This window comes from Anaerobacillus sp. 1_MG-2023 (genome assembly GCF_030547345.1).
Taxonomy (GTDB): domain Bacteria; phylum Bacillota; class Bacilli; order Bacillales; family Guptibacillaceae; genus Guptibacillus; species Guptibacillus hwajinpoensis_B.
This window is the reverse complement of sequence record NZ_JAUORD010000012.1, coordinates 96,363-115,834: the sequence shown is the minus strand read 5'-3', so window position 1 is coordinate 115,834 and position 19,472 is coordinate 96,363. Positions and strand designations below refer to the sequence as shown.

The following is a 19,472-nucleotide window of genomic DNA, read 5'->3' as shown; positions in this document are numbered from 1 at the left end:
AAATGAATCGTAATAAGAGAATTTATTTATCACCGCCACATATGACTGGAAGAGAAAAGGAGTTCATTGCAGATGCATTTCAAACAAATATGATTGCTCCGCTTGGTCCTAATGTTGATCGATTTGAAAAGGATGTTATGGACTATACAAATATGAGTGGAGCGGTTGCCGTAAGTTCTGGCACGGCTGCAATTCATCTGGCTTTACGGTTGCTAGATGTTAAAGCGAACGATCGTGTGTTTTGTTCGACATTTACCTTTATCGCGAGTGCAAACCCAATTCTCTATCAGAGCGGAGTTCCAGTCTTCATCGACTCTGAACCTGAGACGTGGAATATGTCTCCAGATGCTTTACTGACTGCATTTAAAGAGGCAGAAGCTGAAGGAGTACTTCCGAAAGCTGTCATTGTTGTTCATCTGTATGGTCAGAGTGCGAAGATGGATGAAATTCTAGAAATCTGTGATCATTACAAAGTGCCTGTCATTGAAGATGCGGCTGAATCACTTGGTTCGTTATATAAGCATCATAAAAGCGGAAGTATGGGGAAGTTTGGTGTTTATTCATTTAATGGAAATAAGATCATTACAACATCTGGTGGAGGTATGCTTGTATCCAATGATTTAAAAGCACTTGATCAAGCAAGGTTCTTAGCAACTCAAGCGAGGGATAAAGCGTTACATTATGAGCATAGTCAAACAGGCTATAATTATCGTATGAGTAATATACTTGCGGGAGTCGGGATCGCGCAAATGGAAGTGATTAATGAACGAGTGGACCAGAAGAAAGCGATTTTTAATAGATATCAAAGGGAACTGGGAGGATTGAAGGGACTATCATTTATGGAAGAGGCTAAAGGAACCTTGCACAATCGCTGGTTATCTACTTTACTACTTGATTCTGAGCTATACGCTTGCACCCCAGAAGAAATCGTAATAGAACTCGAAAAAGAAAACATCGAATCGAGACCACTTTGGAAACCATTGCACCTACAGCCGCTTTTTAAATCTAACAAATTCTATCCACATACTAAAGATAGACGTATTTCAGAGGAGTTATATGAGAATGGGCTTTGTCTTCCTTCAGGAACGGGGATGACAAATCTTGAGCAAAAGCGAGTAATTGAAGCACTTGAAATGCTTTTATTAAAGAAGTCACAACCCTCTATTCTTCATGCATAACTGGTATTAAGTAATGTTGCACCATTCCGTTCTTAATAAAGAATGATATACCAAATGAAAGGAGCGAATCGAATTGAACATTCAAAATAAATTGTGGTACGCACTTTTAGTAGACTCCATTATTGTATTTACATCTGTGTATATTAGCACCATTTCATTGTTTCCTGTCTCAGAGGTATTTACAACTCCTCTCTTGATCATAGCGACAACACTTATTATCAGTCATCATGTATTCGCTCATTACTATAAAATGTATAAAAGAGCATGGGAATACGCGAGTATAGGTGAATTGATTATTATTTTCAAGGCAGTTACTTTCTCTATTCTAGTAGCGGCATTCTGTCAATTTGTCTTTATGAATGACATCTACTTTCGAGTGTTAGCTTCTACATGGATGATTCAAATCTTCTTAATAAGTGGGTCACGATTCTCATGGAGGTACTTCAAAGATAACGGGATGCTAGGGAACAAACCACAGCTCAAGCCAACACTTATCGTAGGGGCTGGGTCGGCAGGTACTCTCGTAGCAAGACAATTAAGGTATAACAAGGATAGTGGTCTTGAACCTGTAGCATTTATTGATGATGATAAGCGAAAGCAAAATTTAGATATCATGTGTCTCCCTGTAGTTGGAGGGATTGACTCTCTTGAAGAAAATGTCCGTAAACTTGGAATTGATACGATCGTGATTGCGATTCCATCCTTGAAAAAGAAAGAACTGAACAAAATTTATATGGAATGTGTTAGTACTAACGCCACTACTCAGATGATTCCGATGTTTGAAGACCTTGTGACAGGAAAGGTTTCTGTAAATGAGATTAGAAACGTCCAAATACGTGATCTTTTAGGAAGACCTGCGATTGAGTTGGATACGGATTCAATTGAGAACTTTGTGAAAGATGAAGTCATTATTGTTACTGGTGCAGGGGGTTCGATTGGTTCTGAGATCTGTAGACAACTTTCACAATATCAACCTTCACAAATTGTGTTACTAGGTCACGGAGAAAATAGCATTTATTCAATCGAAATGGAGCTACGTTCAAGTTATGGGCACGAGATAGAATTTACAACAGAAATAGCTGATATTAAAGATAGGGATAAAATATTTAAGATAATGGAGTATTACCGTCCAAAAGCCGTTTTCCATGCAGCAGCTCATAAACATGTTCCTTTAATGGAGCGCAATCCAGAAGAAGCAATTAATAATAATATATACGGAACAAGAAATGTTGCTGAAGCAGCAGATGCTGGTGGTGTGGAAACGTTTGTAATGATTTCTAGTGACAAAGCAGTCAATCCAACGAGTGTTATGGGGGCTAGTAAGCGCATCGCAGAAATGATTGTTCAAAATCTTGATAAGAAAAGTAATACGAGGTTTGTGGCGGTTCGTTTTGGAAATGTGTTAGGGAGCAGGGGGAGCGTCATTCCACTATTTAAGGAGCAAATTCGAACAGGTGGTCCGATTACAATTACGCATCCTGCTATGGAAAGGTTTTTCATGACAATACCTGAAGCGTCAAAACTCGTTTTGCAGGCTGGTTCGCTAGCTCAAGGTGGGGAAGTTTTTGTTCTCGATATGGGAGAACCAGTAAAGATTGTCGACCTTGCTAAAAATTTACTTCGACTTTCTGGACTTACAGAAGATGATATCGGAATTGAATTCACTGGAATGAGGCCAGGAGAGAAATTGTATGAAGAGTTATTAAATGATTATGAAGTCAGAGAGAAACAAATTTATCCTAAAATCTACATTGGCAAGTCTGTTGAGATAGATGTTGAAGAAGTGATGAACATGGTTCGCTCGTGCAGAACAGGAGATAAAGATGTTATACGGGAAACGTTGTTGTCGATCGCTAACAATGCACCTGTAGCGGAAGAAGTGAATTCTGAGATAGCTATCATCTGAGGAAGGGATTGAAAGACATATGAATTCTAAAAAGAAAAATGTCTTGCTGGTTGCGCCATTTACCAACCTACCAGGCGAAAAGGGCTTTAACCGGTTTACTTACATTACTAAGAAACTGAGTGACATTGGCCATCATGTCACACTGTTAACAAGTAGTTTTAAGCATGGAGAAAAAGAATTCAGAGATCCTCAAAAGATCAATGTTCTATCAGAAAGTCTTCCTTATAAAATAGTTATTATCCAGGAATTAGGTTATTCAAAAAACGTAGGTTTTGATCGTATATGGAGTCATAGGCATTTTGCTAAACAATTAACAACTTATTTGAAAACTCTTGAACAAAAGCCTGATGTCATTTACTGTGCCTATCCCATGATGGGAGCAGCATACGAAGTAGGAAAGTACGCTAAACGAAATAAGATTCCATTTATTATTGATATTCAGGATGTTTGGCCGGAATCGATAAAAAACACGTTGAAGTTTCCGGATCCTCTCACAGATACCTTACTCTATCCATTAACCGTTTATGCCAACCGAATTTATCAGTTAGCTGATTCAGTTGTGGGGGTTTCGCAAAGCTATATTGAGCGTGTCGAAAAGGTGAACCATCATGCTAAGAATTTTGTACCAGTTTTTATTGGGACAGACCTTAGTCATTTTGATTCATGTACAAAACTTGAAGTGTTCAAAAAGCCCGGGGAGTTCTGGATTACTTATGTTGGAACATTGAGTTATAGCTACGATCTTCCAACTGTTATAAGGGCAGTTGCTCAGCTGAAGAAAAAAGGTTTTAATCAAATTGTTCTTAAGGTTATGGGTGATGGGCCGTTTAAAGATAAATTTGAGCAATTAGCTAAAGAATTGGATGCACCAGTTGAATTCATGGGCTATTTATCTTATGAACACATGGTTCCTACTTTAGTTCGATCAGACATTGCTGCAAACGCTATAAGCAAAGGTGCACAACAGAGTATCACGAACAAGATTGGTGATTACGTAGCAGCTGGGTTACCGGTTTTGAACAGTAGTTTAAATAAAGAATTCTCTGATATCGTTACATGTAAGAAGATTGGTTATAATTACGCTCCCGGCGATGCAAGCACACTCGCCGATCTGATTTTATCACTTTATCATAACGTGGACCTAAGAAGAAGTTTTGGAGCCAATGCTAGACTTCTAGCGGAAGAGAAGTTTGATCGTAGAACAAGTTATCAAGAAATTTATTCTGTAGTGGAAAGTGTTTCTATATGAATAGGACGAGAGAAAAAAATGACTCTTCGATATACTTAGAGCTTTTTAAGGAAATTGGACAATATGTGCAATCCATTGAAAGTCAAAAAAACGAGTCTTTATCTACTCAGTCTGCAATCGCTGATCTGAAAGACATTTTCGTGAAGCATTTAATGCACGAATAATGAAGGATGAAATGAAAATAGGTGATTGAGATGAATGGCCAAAAAGCCTTTTTAAAAAGTAAAAAAAGCGCTAAGGATAAACCTATTTCTATATCAAAACGATCATATAAGTGGATAAAAGGAATAACATTTGTGGCCTTAGCTGTTCTGATAACAATGTTTCTGAATGCTGGGAATTGGCTAACGGTAAATCAAAAACCAGTAAAGGCGGATATTATTATTGTATTAAGTGGAGCGGATGGTCGTTCGGAGGCAGGACTACAGCTCATTGATGAAGGATATTCCGACATTTTAGTCCTTTCAAATGCCTATGGGTTCTCCGAACAGGAATATAATTTAATAGATGATTCCCTTCCTTCGGATTCGGTTTGGAAAGATTACGATTCCTTCAGTACGTTAGACAGTGCATATTACTCAAGAAAGTTAATGGATGAGCAACAGTTGCAATCCGCTATTATTGTTTCATCCGACTATCACTTAAGAAGGGCTAAATTAAACTATGGGAGAGCTTTTAAAGACAGTGAGATAGATTTGACTTTCGTTGCAAGTAAGAGTAAATATCAATCAAGTTTTTGGTGGACTGATAAACATAGTATTGGTGTGACAGGTAGTGAATATATCAAATTGGTCGGTAACTTAGTAGGGATCCATGGCTCATTTGCTAAAAAGAAACTATATGATTTTGACAATTATTTCTTCTCTTGATAATAAAGATAGGAGGATGAACGAACGTGAATAAAAAGGTAATAGATGAAATATTTCTACTCAGAAGTATAGCGTGCTTAAGCATCGTATTCTTGCATGCCTTTGCCAGGTCGTTCTTAGAAGAGAACGGGATTGTAAACTCCATAAATATGCTACTTACCTTTGGTACGCCAACATTTGTATTCATATCGGAGTTTATTCTAGCACGTTCTTATCCTGATAAGCTTCCTTCGAACTTCTGGGGGAAAAGAATGAAATATGTTCTACTTCCATATCTATTATTCGGCACCTTTTATGCTGGGTCTAAGGGGTTAGAGCTTACGCTTAGTTCTGATATAGGTTTTGCTAGTGCCTTTTTACAATACTGGTGGAAACATTTGTTATTAGGAGATTTTCATGGATATTTCATACTTATTATTCTTCAATTCTACATCCTACATTATTATTTTCATTCTTATTTAAAGAAATGGAATCCGAAGATTGTACTTCCAATTTCCTTTCTTATTAGCGCAGTATATTTAGGATTCTTTAACTTTGTACCAGCGGTTCAAACCCCAGTTGGCCAATACGTGTGGGATAAATTTTATTGGATTCCATTCGTTGGATGGGTATTCTACTTTACCCTTGCTTATTATTGTGGGCGATATTATGCAGCATTTATGAAACTATTAAAAGATCATTCAAAAGCAGTAGTTATAGCTCCAATTGTTATCGCTGGAATGTCTGTATTTCTATTTAACCAGGGTATTTTTGCGAAAATATCTTCTAAGCAAATTGATATTCTTTTTTTTGCAACGAGCATGATCTTTCTAATTTACTATATTGGAATGAAAACTCGAAGAATCTCAACTTTTTTTGTAGTCATTAGCCAGTATTCTTTTGGGATTTATTTGTTCCACCCGCTATTTATGGCAGTTATTTATATTGCACTAAGTATTTTATCTGTTTCACTGCATCCTCTAATTGAGACAGTAATCTATTCAGTTATAAGCGTAGGGCTTTCTATAATAGCTAGTTATATTGTAAATAAGGTACCATATGGCTATTACTTTAGTGGCAAGATTGGTATGGGTAGAAAGGATGAGAGTCGAGAGAAAACGACTGCTCCACTCCCAACTGTTCCGCAAAGTGCTACTAAATAAAGAGAGATGATAATTTGAATTTTTTGTTGTTAGAAGGGGTCTGTAACTGGAGGTGAAAAGGTAAATGATAGGGGCAAATATAAAAAAATTTAGATTGGCAAAAGGAATGACACTCACTGAACTAGCCGAGCGCTCAAATGTATCGAAGTCTTATCTAAATAATCTAGAAAGAAATAAAAAGAATAACCCGTCTATCAATGTTCTTTTCCGACTCTCAAAAGAATTGAATATAGATATTTATCAAATAATAGGCGTTAAGAAAGGTGTAGATCATACTCACGATATTTCTCAAGATTGGTTGCTTTTTATAGAAGAGGTTAAAAGGGCAGGAATCGAAAAACAGAGTTTAAGTGAATATAAAGAGGTAATTGAATATATTAAGTGGAGAAATAAAGAGAGAAAGGCTTTGTAAGGTTTGGAAATGGAGAAAGTAGGGCTAGTGGTTTCACACTTTTACCTTTAAAATAATCAAGTTGTGATAGTCGTAAAAACTAACATATGGAAAGCCCCGATTAATTTGGCTTAATCGGGGCTTTCAGTCTGAATAAGTAAATCATATAAAGGGTATCGAGCATATAGAATAAGATAACGTTAGACACTCACACTTTTTGAGCGTTCGTATAAAAATGACTTCCTACTCCGCATAAGTCTCCTTAATAACCGGTACAGACAACGCCCCAACCACAAGTAACACACCTGAAAGTAAAATCATAAACGGCATAGAAGATCCGATCAGCGGGAACAGCACGAAGCTTAAGCATGAAGCAATGATTTGCGGCAAACAAATGCTACCGTTAAAGAGACCAAGATATGTACCCATATTCTTTCCTTTCAGTGCGTTCGTTAAGATCGTGAATGGGAAGGTCATCATCGCGGCCCAAGCGATTCCGATTAACGTAAAGGAAATAACCAGTGCCCACTGATTGTGCACGAAGAAGACAGATCCAAATCCGATCCCACCTAGCAATAAGCTCATGGAGTAATAGAATTTGCGTGAGTTGTTTGGAATTCTGGATAAAGCGAGAGACCAGAGTACGGCGCCAATCGACTGAACGGCTGTTAAAATCCCAAACCAGTTCCCGGCATCTTGATAAGCTGCGCTAGAAGGGTCGCTCGTATTCCAAACATTTAACGCAATGGCACCGGTGCCATACGTCCACAAGTATTGAAAACCCATCCAGCAGAATAATTGAACGAGTGTAACGCTCCAAAATACTTTTGGAGCGCTTCCAAGTAGTTTGAAAATGTTTACCTTTTCTTTCGTCGATTCTTTCGAAATGCCGTGATAAACAGCAAACTCATCTGGTGTATACTCTTTTACTTTCCATACCGTTATCAGACTACAGAAGATAAGAACTCCTGCACCAACATAAAATGAAAGGACGACAGATTGTGGCACAACGCCTTTTGGTGCGCTGTTTGAAACGCCGATAATCGTTAATAGAAACGGGAAAATACTAGCTAACACAGCACCACTGTTTGATAAAAAGCTTTGGATCGAATACGCAAATCCTTTTTGTTCTTTATTCACCATGTCTCCAACCATCATTTTAAATGGCTGCATGGCCATGTTTGATGAGACATCCATAAAGAGAATGGCGATGGCTCCAAACGTCATAGCTGTGACTGCAGTAAATCCGAAACTACCCGAATTGGGCAAGAGACACATGACAATGACAGCAACTACAGCTCCAACGAGTAGATAAGGAATTCGTCGGCCAAGCCCTGGAATCCAGGTCCTATCGGAAAAATATCCAACTAAAGGTTGAACAACTAATCCAGCGAGTGGCGGTAGGATAAAGAATAAACCGAGATTATGAGGATCTGCTCCTAAGGTTTGGAAAATGCGTCCCATATTCGCGCTTTGTAATGAAAAGGCCATCTGAACCCCTAAAAAACCGAAGCTAATTAACCAGATTGTAGTAAGCGGCAGAGCGGGTAATTCTTTTTGATATCGTTTTTCATTCGTTGTGGCAACTTGTTCTTTAAGCATAATTCCCTCCAGAAATTAATGATTAGGTTTTCCCATCAATGTGCAATCGCTTGCACATTGATGGGAAAATAAAAGCTGTTACCGCATGGCGATCAGCATTCTATTAAAGAAGCGATTAGAGCGTTCAACAATAACAGTTGAATCCTAAACTAGCCCCTTCCTGTGCTATATAAAAGATATGTAAGACTTTCGAAAATCTGAAAGAATACCAAATGATGTTTCGTTTAAATAGTATATACTATATGACACCGTTTACGCAACCGCTTGCACATGTTTGGTTGAGGAGATGAAACAGTAGGAAAGGTTAAATCGCGCGATATCATCATTGAATATGTTTTTCTTTAGAATAAGTCCAGTGGGTTAAGGTAATAGAAACTAATAGAAGATGATTTCTTCCATACATATATTTTACTGAATTCTGATTTTCAACATAGCTATATGACGGTTTTGCTTAAGAATAGCGAACCGGTGTTTAAAATTATTCCTTTACCTTTATGTATAAAAAGGTTAGAATAAACTTAACTGGTAATAACCACTTACCTAAAATTCAAAATAGGAGATAAAATGTGAATAGGCAAAAGAGAATTCCTTTATATTTACAGCTAATGGATGACATTATAAAGAAAATTGAACTTCAAAAGTATCGAGAACAAGAAAAGTTGCCATCTGAAAGGGAACTTTGTGAAATGTATGGAATGAGTCGTATTACTGTGAGACAAGCGATGCAAGAGCTTGAGAGTGAGGGCTTTATTTATAAGCAGCATGGAAAAGGTACTTTTGTAGCTCCTAAATCTTATAGTCAAAACTTGGTGAAATTATATAGTTTTACAGAAGAAATGAGAAAGATAGGCAAAATCCCAACAAGCAAGGTACTATCATTTGAGATAATGAAAATAGAAGGCGATATTGGAAATAAGATAGGGTTAGAAAAAGATGAAGAAGTTTATAAAGTTGTTCGACTTCGATTAGCTGATGAAGAACCCTTGATGTATGAAACTTCGTATATGCCGCTATCGAAATTCCCTGGGCTAACTCAAGAAACCCTGGATACTTTGCCAATGTATGAGGTGTTCTACAATGATTATGGTGTATTAGTAAATAAAGCGGTTGAAAGTTTTTCTCCAACTTTGATAAGAGAAGATGAGGCAGAAAGTCTACAAACAACTACCCAGCAAACTGCAATGTTGATAAAGAGGTTTGCTTATTCCAATGAAGAAATTGTAGAGTACACCGTCACTGTTGCTAGAGGAGACAAATTTGAATATACGATTGAGTTAACATGAAACGATCTCCACTGATAGCTCTTTCCCTTATGCTAATGAAGGGTTCCCGTGTGATGCTCAATTATAGTAATTGAATGTATATTGCGTAATTGGTCATCACAGGTGTAATTGAGCAAACGTTCATTATACTTTTTACTCAAACTGGTTATGACGACATTACCAAATTGGAGGTAAGGAAAATGTTCAATCTATCTAAAGATGATGTTAATGAAAAGGGGGCTTTACATACAGCTACGGAAATTTATCATCAACCCGAAGTATGGAGAGAACTGATCATTTCTTTGAAAGATACCCAGCCTGCTTTCAGTAACTTTATGGAAGGAATTAATAAGAAGCATAAACGAATTGATTTTATTTTAACGGGTGCAGGAACTTCTGCCTATGTGGCAGAAACAGTCGCTCCAGTACTAAATAAGTGGAGCGACAAGAATATGGTTTTTAATGCCATACCAACGACTGATATAGTTTCGAACCCGAGTGAATTCTTATCTCCTGAAACAGCAACCGTTATGGTTTCTTTTGCACGGTCTGGGAATAGTCCTGAAAGCAAAGCTGCTGTGTCATTGGGTCAGCAATTAGTAAAAGACTTTTATCAAGTAGTGATTACGTGCAATCAGGATGGTCAGCTTGCGAAAAATGTCGAGTATGATGAAAAAGGTTTCACTGTGCTTATGCCAGAAAAAGCTAATGATAAATCGTTAGCGATGACAAGTAGCTTTACATCTATGCTGCTGGCAGCTTATGAACTGTTCATACCAGAACAAGGGAAGGACCTGGAAACAGGTCGGTTGATCGAAGCAGGTGATAAGCTCCTTAAACAAGTAGACGATGTCGTAAACACGATTCTTAGAAATCACTTTGAACGTGTCATATACCTTGGTTCAGGTATTCTAGGTAAGTTGGCTCAGGAGGCCTCCCTAAAAATGCTTGAGTTAACTGGAGGGCGAGTGATTGCTCTTCATGAATCTACTCTAGGTTTTCGTCATGGGCCGAAATCAGTATTGAATAAAAATTCCATAGTTATTGTTTTTGTTTCCCAAGATGAGTATACAAGGAAATACGATCTTGATATGATCCGCCAGCTTCAAGAAGAGAAAGCCTGTTCTATGGTTGTTGCTTTATCAATTCAAGCTGACAAAGAGATAGAAGAACTGGCCGATTTAGCTTTCTCCCTTGAAGAAAATGAAGGAGAAGAAGCAAGTGATTTTCTTTCTGCTCTCACGTACATTCTATTTGCTCAAACACTTGCGATGAAAAAATCAATTCAGTTAGGTATTACTCCGGATAATCCTAGTCCAACAGGTGCGATTAACCGAGTGGTACAAGGGGTGACCATTTACAAGTATGAGGATGAGTAAGTAAGGAATTGGAGGTGATGAAATTGCGCTATTTCATTAAAGCAGATCACTTTTTACTTGAAAATAAAGTAATTGATAAAGGATATTTACTGATTGAAAACGGAATCTTTTCTTCCATAGTTCATGATGTTTCTTCGGAAGATAACGTCGTAGATTGGTCTGGGTTTTCAGTTGCTCCAGGTTTGTTTGATACCCATATCCATGGAATCGATGGTTATGACATTATGGATGGAACTGAAGAAGCAGTGAAGAAAATTTCTATATCATTGGCTGCCCGGGGGGTTACCCGCTTTCTACCTACTACGCTGACATCTTCTTCTGAAGATTTGAATAAGGCAATAATGGCAGTGAAGAGTATGGTTCAACAGGGATTACCAGGTGCTCAATCAGAAGGAATATTTCTAGAAGGACCGTATTTTACGGAAACCCATAAAGGTGCACAAAATGAAAAATACTTCAAAGACCCTTCTTTAGAAGAATTTAACGAATGGCAGAAACTTGCAGATGGAATGATTAGGAAGATTGCGTTAGCACCCGAAAGAACAGGCACGCAGGAGTTTATCCGAAGCGTCAAACGCTCTGGTGTTCAAGTGAGTATTGCTCATACTGATGCAGATTACGTTTGTTGTGAAGAGGCCATTGAGAATGGAGCAAATAATTTCGTTCATTTATACAATGGGATGAAAGGGATGCATCATAGAGAACCAGGTACAGTCGGTTCTGCGCTAAGATCAAAAAACTCATTTGTTGAAATCATTTGTGATGGGTTACACGTCCACCCAGAAGTTGCAGCGTTAACTTATCAATTAAAACAAGATCGTCTCATGCTTATTACAGATTGCATGCGAGCAGGTGGGATGCCTGATGGGGAATATACATTAGGAGAGTTTCCAGTTGCAATAACAGATGGAGTCGCGCGTACTGAAACAGGATCTCTCGCTGGTAGTACTCTTGAACTGATCGATGGCGTTAAGAATTTGTGTGAGTGGACAAAAGAAGAATTAACAGATATCTGGCATCTAGCTTCTCTAACACCGGCGAAAAGTTTAGGTTTGGAAAGTAAGTTTGGTAGTATTGCGGAAGGAAAAAAAGCTGACTATGTTGTACTTAATTCAAATTTAGAAGTAGAGTGTACTGCTGTTAATGGTAAAGTTATTTACTCTCGAGAATAGAAAGGGGAATGACATTGAATAGTGGTGTAAAACAAAATCGTCTCAATAGGTTAATGAACGATCACGGGTTTTTTAGTGCTCTGGCTATTGATCAAAGAGGAGCTTTGAAACGCATGATGGGAGAAGATACTGCTAAAGAGGAAATTGAAGCGTACAAATCGCTTGTCTCTTACCAATTGACTCCACACGCATCAGCAATTCTATTAGATCCAGAGTATGGATGGCCAGCAGTTGAAAAGAAAAATGAAGAATGTGGCCTTCTTGTTGCTTATGAAAAAACAGGCTATGATACTGATGAACCAGGTCGTATGCCAAGCTTACTTCCTGAATGGTCTGTTAGAAGACTAGTAGAAAAAGGTGCGGATGGCATTAAGGTTTTGCTCTACCATGATGCTGATGGAGCACCAGAAATTAATGAAAAGAAAGATGTTTTTATTGAAAGAATTGCTTCTGAATGTGTGGCTGAGGAAATTCCATTCTTTCTTGAAATTCTTACTTATGACGAAAAAATTGATGACATGAAGGGCCTAGAATATGCCAAAATAAGACCTAGGAAAGTTATCTCATCGATGAAACATTTTTCTGAAGAACGCTTTCATGCAGATGTTTTGAAGGTCGAGGTCCCGGTCAATATGAATTATGTAGAAGGGTATACAAAAGAAGATGCAGTTTACTCGAAAGAAGAAGCGGCTGAATATTTTAGGGAGCAAAGTTACGCTACTCCACTTCCTTTTATTTTCTTAAGCGGAGGTGTTAGTGCAGAACTTTTCCAAGAAACGTTAAAATTTGCTAAACACTCGGGTGCAGATTTTCACGGCGTTCTTTGTGGACGAGCAACATGGAGTGGTTCTGCGTATGAATATAAACAGTCAGGGCAAGAAGCAGCTGAACAATGGTTAGCGACAGAAGGCAAGCGCAATATAATGGCTCTCAATGATGTTTTAAAAGAAACGGCTGCTTCGTGTAAAGAATACATCTAATGAATTGAATCGGGATAGTGAGCATCAATCAATCTTAGGATGAGACAATTGATGAAAATTCCTGTGACATTACGTAACGAAAACTACGTGGTTCATTAATCTGTATGGTACTATTTTTAGCTATAAGGAGGAAAAATTTTTTTCTAAGGGTTTTCTAAAGATTAACTGGTTATGACGACATAACTAGTTTGTGGTTATTAAGTAAATTTGAGAAGGATAGGAGAGAAGAGAATCATGATAACGACCATGTTAAATACTTCAACGATTAGGTTGAATGAACAAGTAGCCAACTGGGAAGAGGCAGCAAACAAAGCAGGGAATTTATTACTTGAAAATGATTCTATTAACAAAGGTTACATTGATAGTATGGTTCAATCTGTTCATGAATTTGGTCCCTACATAGTCATTGCACCAGGGATTGCATTGTTTCACGCTCGTCCTGAATCAAACGTGAAAGAAATTTGCTTAAGTATGATGACTCTTGAGAACCCTATTGAATTTGGAGCAGGTGACAAAGATCCTGTAGATTTGATCTTTGCATTCGGTGCTCTCGATCATGACTCTCATTTGCAATTAATGGCTGAATTAATGAAAGTTCTGCAAGATGGAGAACTCCTTGATTCAATTAGGAATGATAACGATGTTGAACATGTTCTAACAATGATACAAACCAAAGTGGAGGGATAACCATGTTGTACAAACAATTTTTTGGCAATATCGAAAAAATGCTACGTCAGGTTTCTGAGGTAGAAGAAGAGAATATTATTCAAGCGGTGCAAATAATTAAGGAATCGATTAAAGAAGATGGCGTGCTTCATGTTTTTGGATGTGGACATTCCCAAATGTATGCGATGGAGTTGTTTTATCGGGCAGGAGGATTAGTACCAGTAAATGCTGTCTTAGCTCCTTCCCTCTCACTTGAACCATCTGCTCCAATTAGTACATTTTCAGAACGACAGGAGGGGCTTGCTAAAGTAATTTTGGACAAAGAAAATGTCCATTCGCAAGACGTAATGCTCATCGTTTCTACATCTGGAAGGAATGCAGTTCCAATTGAAATGGCAATTGAAGCGAAAAAGAAAGGTATGAAAGTTATTGCCCTTACTTCCCTTGCTTTCTCTAAAGAAGTGGAGTCGAGGCATCATAGCAACGAAAAATTATTCGAAAAAGCAGATGTTGTTCTAGACAATCATGGTGAACCCGGAGACGCCATTATGAGAACGGAAGGATTAGAATCTAAATTTGGTTCAACTTCTTCGATTATTGGGTTTACGATATTACAATCCATTATTGTGCAGGTGATTGAGGATTTAGTAAAAGATGGAGTTGAACCACCGATTTATGTTAGCTCAAACCTTGATAAAGGTGATCAAATTAATAAGGAATTTATCCAAAAATATCGTGATAGACTAACATGCTTATAATGGAGGAGATCAAATGGAAATTTTAACTGTATGCGGAATGGGATTTGGTACGAGTTTAATGTTGAAAATGACGGTGGATGACATTCTAGCAGAAGAAGGGGTTAAAGCTGAGGTTAGTGCGCTGGATGCAGGGTCAGCCAAAGGGAGGTCAGCAGACTTAATTATGGCCTCTGCAGACTTAGACTCTGCACTAGAAAGCGTCGATGTTCCCAAAATATATATTCATAATTTAACAGATACGGACGAAATAAAAGAGAAATTACTTCAATATTTGAATAAATAGTGAATGATAAGTGCATCTAGGCGTATGTCTAGGTGTACTTGTAATGATTTAAGGCCGTCAACGAAAGGGAGTGTGCAAATTGTTAAAAGCCATTGCTGAGATACTAACGGTGCCAGCGATTACGTTGGGCTTAGTTGCTTTACTAGGTCTCTTGCTTCAAAGGAAAGAATTTACTGAGGTTATTAAAGGTACAACGAAAACAATATTAGGGATATTAATATTAGGCGCCGGTTCCTCCTTAATTGTCACGAACCTTGTCCCCTTTGCCACGATGTTTGAAGAAGCCTTCAATTTAACAGGAGTTGTTCCAGTAGATGAGGCTGTTATTGCAGCTTTAGTAGATTCAGTAGCTGCTATTGGTAGAATGACTTCTTTCATCTTACTGTTTGGTTTTATAACCAATCTTCTATTAGCACGTCTCTCTCCATTTAAATATATCTTTTTAACAGGGCATATGATGTGGATTCTTGCTGGTTCACTTGCATGGGCTTTTCACGACTTAGGAGTATCTGAGACAAACGGCATCATCTTTGGATCTATCATCCACGGTATGGTATTAGTACTGCTACCAGCAATAGCTCAGCCTGTCGTTAGAAAAATAACAGGAAACGACAAGGTGGCTTATGGTCATTTAACGACTACTGGAGTAGTTCTTTCTGCTTGGATTGGTAAACTATTGGGAGATAAAAAGAAAAATAGTGAAGAGATGAAGATGCCTGAGAAGTTGAATTTCTTTAAGGATACAGCGGTATCGATTTCACTAATAATGTTTTTAATTTATATTATTACTGCACTATTTGCTGGACCGGAAGTGGTGGAACCATTTTCAGATGGTCAAAATTATTTAGTGTTCAGTACATTGAACTCCCTTGGATTTGCAGCTGGCGTACTCGTTCTTCTTCAAGGGGTACGAATGTTTCTAGGCGAAATCGTCCCGGCCTTTCGTGGTATTGCCCTTAAGGTGGTGCCAGGGGCGAAACCAGCGCTTGATGTTCCGATATTCTTTCCATATGCGCCTAATGCGCTTATGCTAGGGTTCATTTTCTCTATTATTGGAATGGTAGTTGGTATGCTTCTCTCTACGCTATTCGGTACGATTGTTCCACTACCGTCTATTATTGGAGGCTTTTTCACAGGGGGTATGGCAGGAATATTTGGGAATGCTTTAGGGGGAAGACGCGGAGCTATGATTTCTGGAGCTGTCTATGGCATTATTTTAACAGTTCCAGTCGCTTTGTTCTATCCACTCTTTGGATTACAAGTTTATGGTGTTGAAGGACTAGCTCTGTTAGTACCCGATGTGATCATTGTAATGGGGCTTATGAAACTCTTTTTTGTCTTAAATATTCCACTTGTTGGCTTTGGTTTGGCTGTGTTAGCTTTCATTATTTGCAGTGTGCTTTATAAGAAGAAAGCGGTCGAGCCAATTAATAAGACCGAAAGTATGTGATTAAATTCAAGCAAGGAGGCATTCTAAGATAATGAAGGGTTTAACACTAAGAATGGGTATGTTATGCATGTTAACTTTCGCCGTATTTATAGGACAAGGAGATTTGGCTCTGGCCAAAAGCGATAATGCTAATCTCCATAAAGATTGGAAGTTGAAATACCACGAGAATTTTAATCGAAGTTTGTTGATTGACGAGGCTCCATGGGTTATCGATAATTATGGTGACCAAAGCCCTTGGAATGTGGATCATCTGGACGATGATGGAGAATTTTATCAAATTAAGGGAGGAGAAAATTTCGAGGAGCAACTTAGTAGTTTTAACTTACTAAGAAAACGAGTGGATTTTGGTAAGGATGGTTGGCTTACGGCCGAAGTTGCGACAAGAGATTATAATAAAGACGGAACGCCAGATACAGAAGCTTCCTTTAAAAATGTGAAATTAGATAAAGGGAAGCATGCGGCTGAATTATCAACAAGCTTTGATTCAGGATTAATTATTCGTTCGACTGAAGAGCTTCCATCCGAATACCGAGTTGAGTATGTCCTTAGAGGTATTGATTTTGGAGGGAAAAGAGACGGATCATTCGATTATGATGGTAAGCATAATGGCTATACATTAGATGAGCGAAAATCGAATTTCCCGTGGAAGCGTAGCGGTGATTTTTCAGGTGAACCTTCTCATCAAAATCAAAATTTTGGAGAAGTGACAAAAGAAAATGGCTACTACTTCCTTTCAATCATGGATTATGCAAACCCGGCTCCACATAACAATGTGTTTATTCATAATCATAGAAAAGTCGGGATGGATGCCTATAATGTGAGTGGCTCATGGGCGAGCAGTTATGGCGTTTGTAATCCAGATACAGGTGATTTATATAGCCAAACTAGTGAAGAGAGCTCGAATAATGCAATCAATAGTATTTTCTTTGCTGGAGATACGTTCCGTGATCCTTCTATTGGTTATAACTCCTTTATGTTTGAAACAGATTGTGGTTCTTTCTCAGACAAGGATTCTCCTTATTCGATCGTATCGAATGCGGAAATACAGCCTGAGTTAATGCCAGAAGAATCCTATAAATTTGCCATTGAACGGAATGAAACTGGATATGTAATGGAGATGACAGGAAACTTTAAGTATAGTGGGTACAAAACACTGCGCTATGAAAGAAATTTTGTTGAAGATGATAGACCAATTTGGCACTATAATAACTCACCTGAAGAATATGATGGTGAGTATAATTCTTCATTGACATTTACTGGCCCATATGGCAGTTATTCAGTAGAGCAATGGCCGGATGATTCAGCTTATCCTGATTACTTTATACTTGGGATTCCTCATCTCAATTACTATGAGGGATCTGCGGTAATTGATGATATTAAGCTTTATGTACCTAAAGAAGGTTAGATTGGATAAATAAACTTAGTGTATACATGAATTAAGAGGTTTTATAAACCGTCTATAACCCCTGAGCTGTGGAAAAACACAGTACAGGGGTTATTTTATTCAATTGAATCAAAGGAGATCCTCGATATAATAAGAAATTTATTTTATCAAATCTCGAGTAAGCGGAAAATTTACAAGCCATTACCTTCTTATTATTCCGAGTATGAGTGAGTTAACTAATGGATGTGGGTGAGAAATTTGAACTATGTAAACATTTGAGCCTAATGAGAAGAAGTAGTCATCAATTAGTGAAATTTGTTTTATAGCTGGTGAAAATGGATGAGTAAAGTCTCACAGAAACTTTAGTGTTTATTAATCTCTATGTAAAGCGACCTATAAAAATTAAAATCTACTAGTTCAAACGTTTCGTTTTAAATTTAATCCAAAGGAGTGTAGGTGAAAAAACTAGAAATCCTTAGTTATAGACTTTTTATCCAGAGGAGGAATCTGATGAGAATGAAAGAAAATGAATTTATTATGTAGCGAGTTTGTTGTTTTCAACTGATACATAACTTTGTGAACGGGAACAAAATGAGTCGATTATAATTTTATAGGAGGATAAATATGAAGAAACAAATTCTTACATTAACAGTAGCAGGAACGATGCTTGTGTCTGGCTCCTTTTTAACAGGGAATACGGCTTTAGCGGGAGATAACGGACCGAATGGACCGAACTATGGTGGCAATGAAACGATTAAAAATGAACGCCTGCATTCTTATGAAGAAATGGTGAGCTTTTTAGAAAAAGTTGATAAGCGTTCTGAAGCGTTGGAGCTTGAAGTGTACGGTCAGTCGGTTAAAGGGAGAGATCTTTACCTTGCTAAGTTTGGTACCATGAACCCAGATAATCCAACGATTTTATTCTTAACACAGCAACACGGAAATGAAACGTTAACGACGGAAGGCGCTCTTGAGATGATTAAGTATTTATCGTCAAATGGAAAGAATGTGCAGAATATCCTTGATAATGTGAATGTGCTGATTGCACCTCGACTTAATGTCGATGGGGCAGAAGGCGATGTGAATTTTTCATTAGAAAACTATGTTTCTGGTACGCATACACGCTATAACGCTAACGAGGTTGATCTTAACCGTGATCATGTGGATCGCGAGCAGCCCGAAACGAAGGCGCTACACGAGAATGTGCTACAAAAATATTCGCCGGATTATATGATTGACCTTCATCATCAGGGAACACAAACAACGTTAGGCGACACGGGCGAACTTGTGTCTGGATCTATTCTTTATCCTACCAACGAAGACGTTGATCCAGAAGTGGTGGAGCAGTCTAAAGAACTTGGATCCGTTGTTTATAACGCCGTTGAAGCAAAAGGATATGGTTTACTTTCGAAGTATCCAGGAGGAAGTGCGCCAACAATTAGTCGAAATGGACTCGCGATGGAATATGGCATTGCAACACTTCTTTTTGAAATGCGCGGTATGGCCGATCATTATCGCGATGATTATGTTCTCGGGCAAAAGAGTAATGGTTATTTAATCCAACAAGCGTTTACGGCAATGAAAGCGAGTCTAAATGCCCTGGCAGATGATTCAATTGATTCTGCCGACACTACTTTCTGGGATACGCTTCCGGAAAGTAATTATGATGGGGAATAAATAAAAAAAACTTACGATATAAGAAAAAGATAGTTTAAATGGAAGAGACAAACCTAGTAGAGATTAGAGAGGTTTGTCTCTTTTTTCTTGTTTTAATGTAAAAGGAATTATAGGGGTAACACTA

Annotated in this window: 17 protein-coding genes; 16 read left to right on the top strand and 1 reads right to left on the bottom strand. The window is 38.0% G+C overall.

All coding sequences use genetic code 11. The features are described 5' to 3' along the window. Positions 1 to 2 precede the first annotated feature (2 nt). The 6 genes from Q4550_RS18145 to Q4550_RS18120 all read left to right on the top strand — a co-directional run bounded on the left by Q4550_RS18145 (position 3) and on the right by Q4550_RS18120 (position 6,756). A complete protein-coding gene (locus tag Q4550_RS18145; RefSeq protein WP_303535076.1) occupies positions 3 to 1,178 on the top strand; it encodes an aminotransferase class I/II-fold pyridoxal phosphate-dependent enzyme in 1,176 nt (391 codons plus the stop codon). A 73-nt stretch (positions 1,179 to 1,251) separates the two neighbouring features. Next, positions 1,252 to 3,084: a polysaccharide biosynthesis protein gene (locus Q4550_RS18140; RefSeq protein WP_303535075.1), complete on the top strand. Its 1,833-nt coding sequence runs from the start codon at positions 1,252 to 1,254 to the stop codon at positions 3,082 to 3,084. 19 nt (positions 3,085 to 3,103) lie between these two features. Then, complete coding sequence (locus Q4550_RS18135) at positions 3,104 to 4,333, top strand: glycosyltransferase family 4 protein (RefSeq protein ID WP_303535074.1); 1,230 nt, start codon at positions 3,104 to 3,106, stop codon at positions 4,331 to 4,333. Positions 4,334 to 4,527: 194 nt separating this feature from the next. Further along, entirely contained in the window at positions 4,528 to 5,202 is a 675-nt protein-coding gene (locus Q4550_RS18130) for a YdcF family protein (protein WP_303535073.1), read from the top strand. A gap of 26 nt (positions 5,203 to 5,228) precedes the next feature. Next, positions 5,229 to 6,344 (top strand): acyltransferase family protein, encoded by a 1,116-nt coding sequence (locus Q4550_RS18125; RefSeq protein WP_303535072.1) that lies wholly within the window; start codon positions 5,229 to 5,231, stop codon positions 6,342 to 6,344. 64 nt (positions 6,345 to 6,408) lie between these two features. Beyond that, entirely contained in the window at positions 6,409 to 6,756 is a 348-nt protein-coding gene (locus Q4550_RS18120) for a helix-turn-helix domain-containing protein (RefSeq protein WP_303535071.1), read from the top strand. A gap of 222 nt (positions 6,757 to 6,978) precedes the next feature. On the opposite strand, the gene Q4550_RS18115 is transcribed toward Q4550_RS18120, so the two are convergent. Continuing rightward, positions 6,979 to 8,337 (bottom strand): SLC45 family MFS transporter, encoded by a 1,359-nt coding sequence (locus Q4550_RS18115; RefSeq protein WP_303535070.1) that lies wholly within the window; start codon positions 8,335 to 8,337, stop codon positions 6,979 to 6,981. Between the two features lie 566 nt (positions 8,338 to 8,903). Here Q4550_RS18115 and Q4550_RS24595 point away from each other — a divergent pair. The 10 genes from Q4550_RS24595 (at position 8,904) to Q4550_RS18065 (ending at position 19,348) form a co-directional block, all read left to right on the top strand. Next, positions 8,904 to 9,620, top strand: coding sequence for a GntR family transcriptional regulator (locus Q4550_RS24595; RefSeq protein WP_303535069.1), 717 nt, complete (start codon positions 8,904 to 8,906; stop codon positions 9,618 to 9,620). A gap of 179 nt (positions 9,621 to 9,799) precedes the next feature. Continuing rightward, complete coding sequence (locus tag Q4550_RS18105) at positions 9,800 to 10,978, top strand: SIS domain-containing protein (protein ID WP_303535068.1); 1,179 nt, start codon at positions 9,800 to 9,802, stop codon at positions 10,976 to 10,978. Positions 10,979 to 11,001: 23 nt separating this feature from the next. Continuing rightward, positions 11,002 to 12,150 carry an N-acetylglucosamine-6-phosphate deacetylase gene (gene nagA, locus Q4550_RS18100; protein ID WP_303535067.1) on the top strand — a complete coding sequence of 383 codons (1,149 nt, stop codon included), beginning with the start codon at positions 11,002 to 11,004 and terminating at the stop codon, positions 12,148 to 12,150. Between the two features lie 8 nt (positions 12,151 to 12,158). Further along, positions 12,159 to 13,130 carry a tagatose-bisphosphate aldolase gene (lacD, locus tag Q4550_RS18095; RefSeq protein WP_303535066.1) on the top strand — a complete coding sequence of 324 codons (972 nt, stop codon included), beginning with the start codon at positions 12,159 to 12,161 and terminating at the stop codon, positions 13,128 to 13,130. Positions 13,131 to 13,364: 234 nt separating this feature from the next. Next, entirely contained in the window at positions 13,365 to 13,817 is a 453-nt protein-coding gene (locus Q4550_RS18090) for a PTS sugar transporter subunit IIA (protein WP_303535065.1), read from the top strand. 2 nt (positions 13,818 to 13,819) lie between these two features. Next, complete coding sequence (locus Q4550_RS18085) at positions 13,820 to 14,554, top strand: SIS domain-containing protein (protein WP_303535064.1); 735 nt, start codon at positions 13,820 to 13,822, stop codon at positions 14,552 to 14,554. 13 nt (positions 14,555 to 14,567) lie between these two features. Further along, positions 14,568 to 14,837, top strand: a complete 270-nt coding sequence (locus tag Q4550_RS18080) for a PTS sugar transporter subunit IIB (protein WP_303535063.1) — start codon at positions 14,568 to 14,570, stop codon at positions 14,835 to 14,837. Between the two features lie 79 nt (positions 14,838 to 14,916). Beyond that, positions 14,917 to 16,287 (top strand): PTS ascorbate transporter subunit IIC, encoded by a 1,371-nt coding sequence (locus tag Q4550_RS18075; protein WP_303535062.1) that lies wholly within the window; start codon positions 14,917 to 14,919, stop codon positions 16,285 to 16,287. Positions 16,288 to 16,318: 31 nt separating this feature from the next. Continuing rightward, entirely contained in the window at positions 16,319 to 17,692 is a 1,374-nt protein-coding gene (locus Q4550_RS18070; RefSeq protein WP_303535061.1) for a hypothetical protein, read from the top strand. Positions 17,693 to 18,295: 603 nt separating this feature from the next. After that, positions 18,296 to 19,348, top strand: coding sequence for a M14 family metallopeptidase (locus tag Q4550_RS18065; protein ID WP_303535060.1), 1,053 nt, complete (start codon positions 18,296 to 18,298; stop codon positions 19,346 to 19,348). Positions 19,349 to 19,472: the final 124 nt, after the last annotated feature.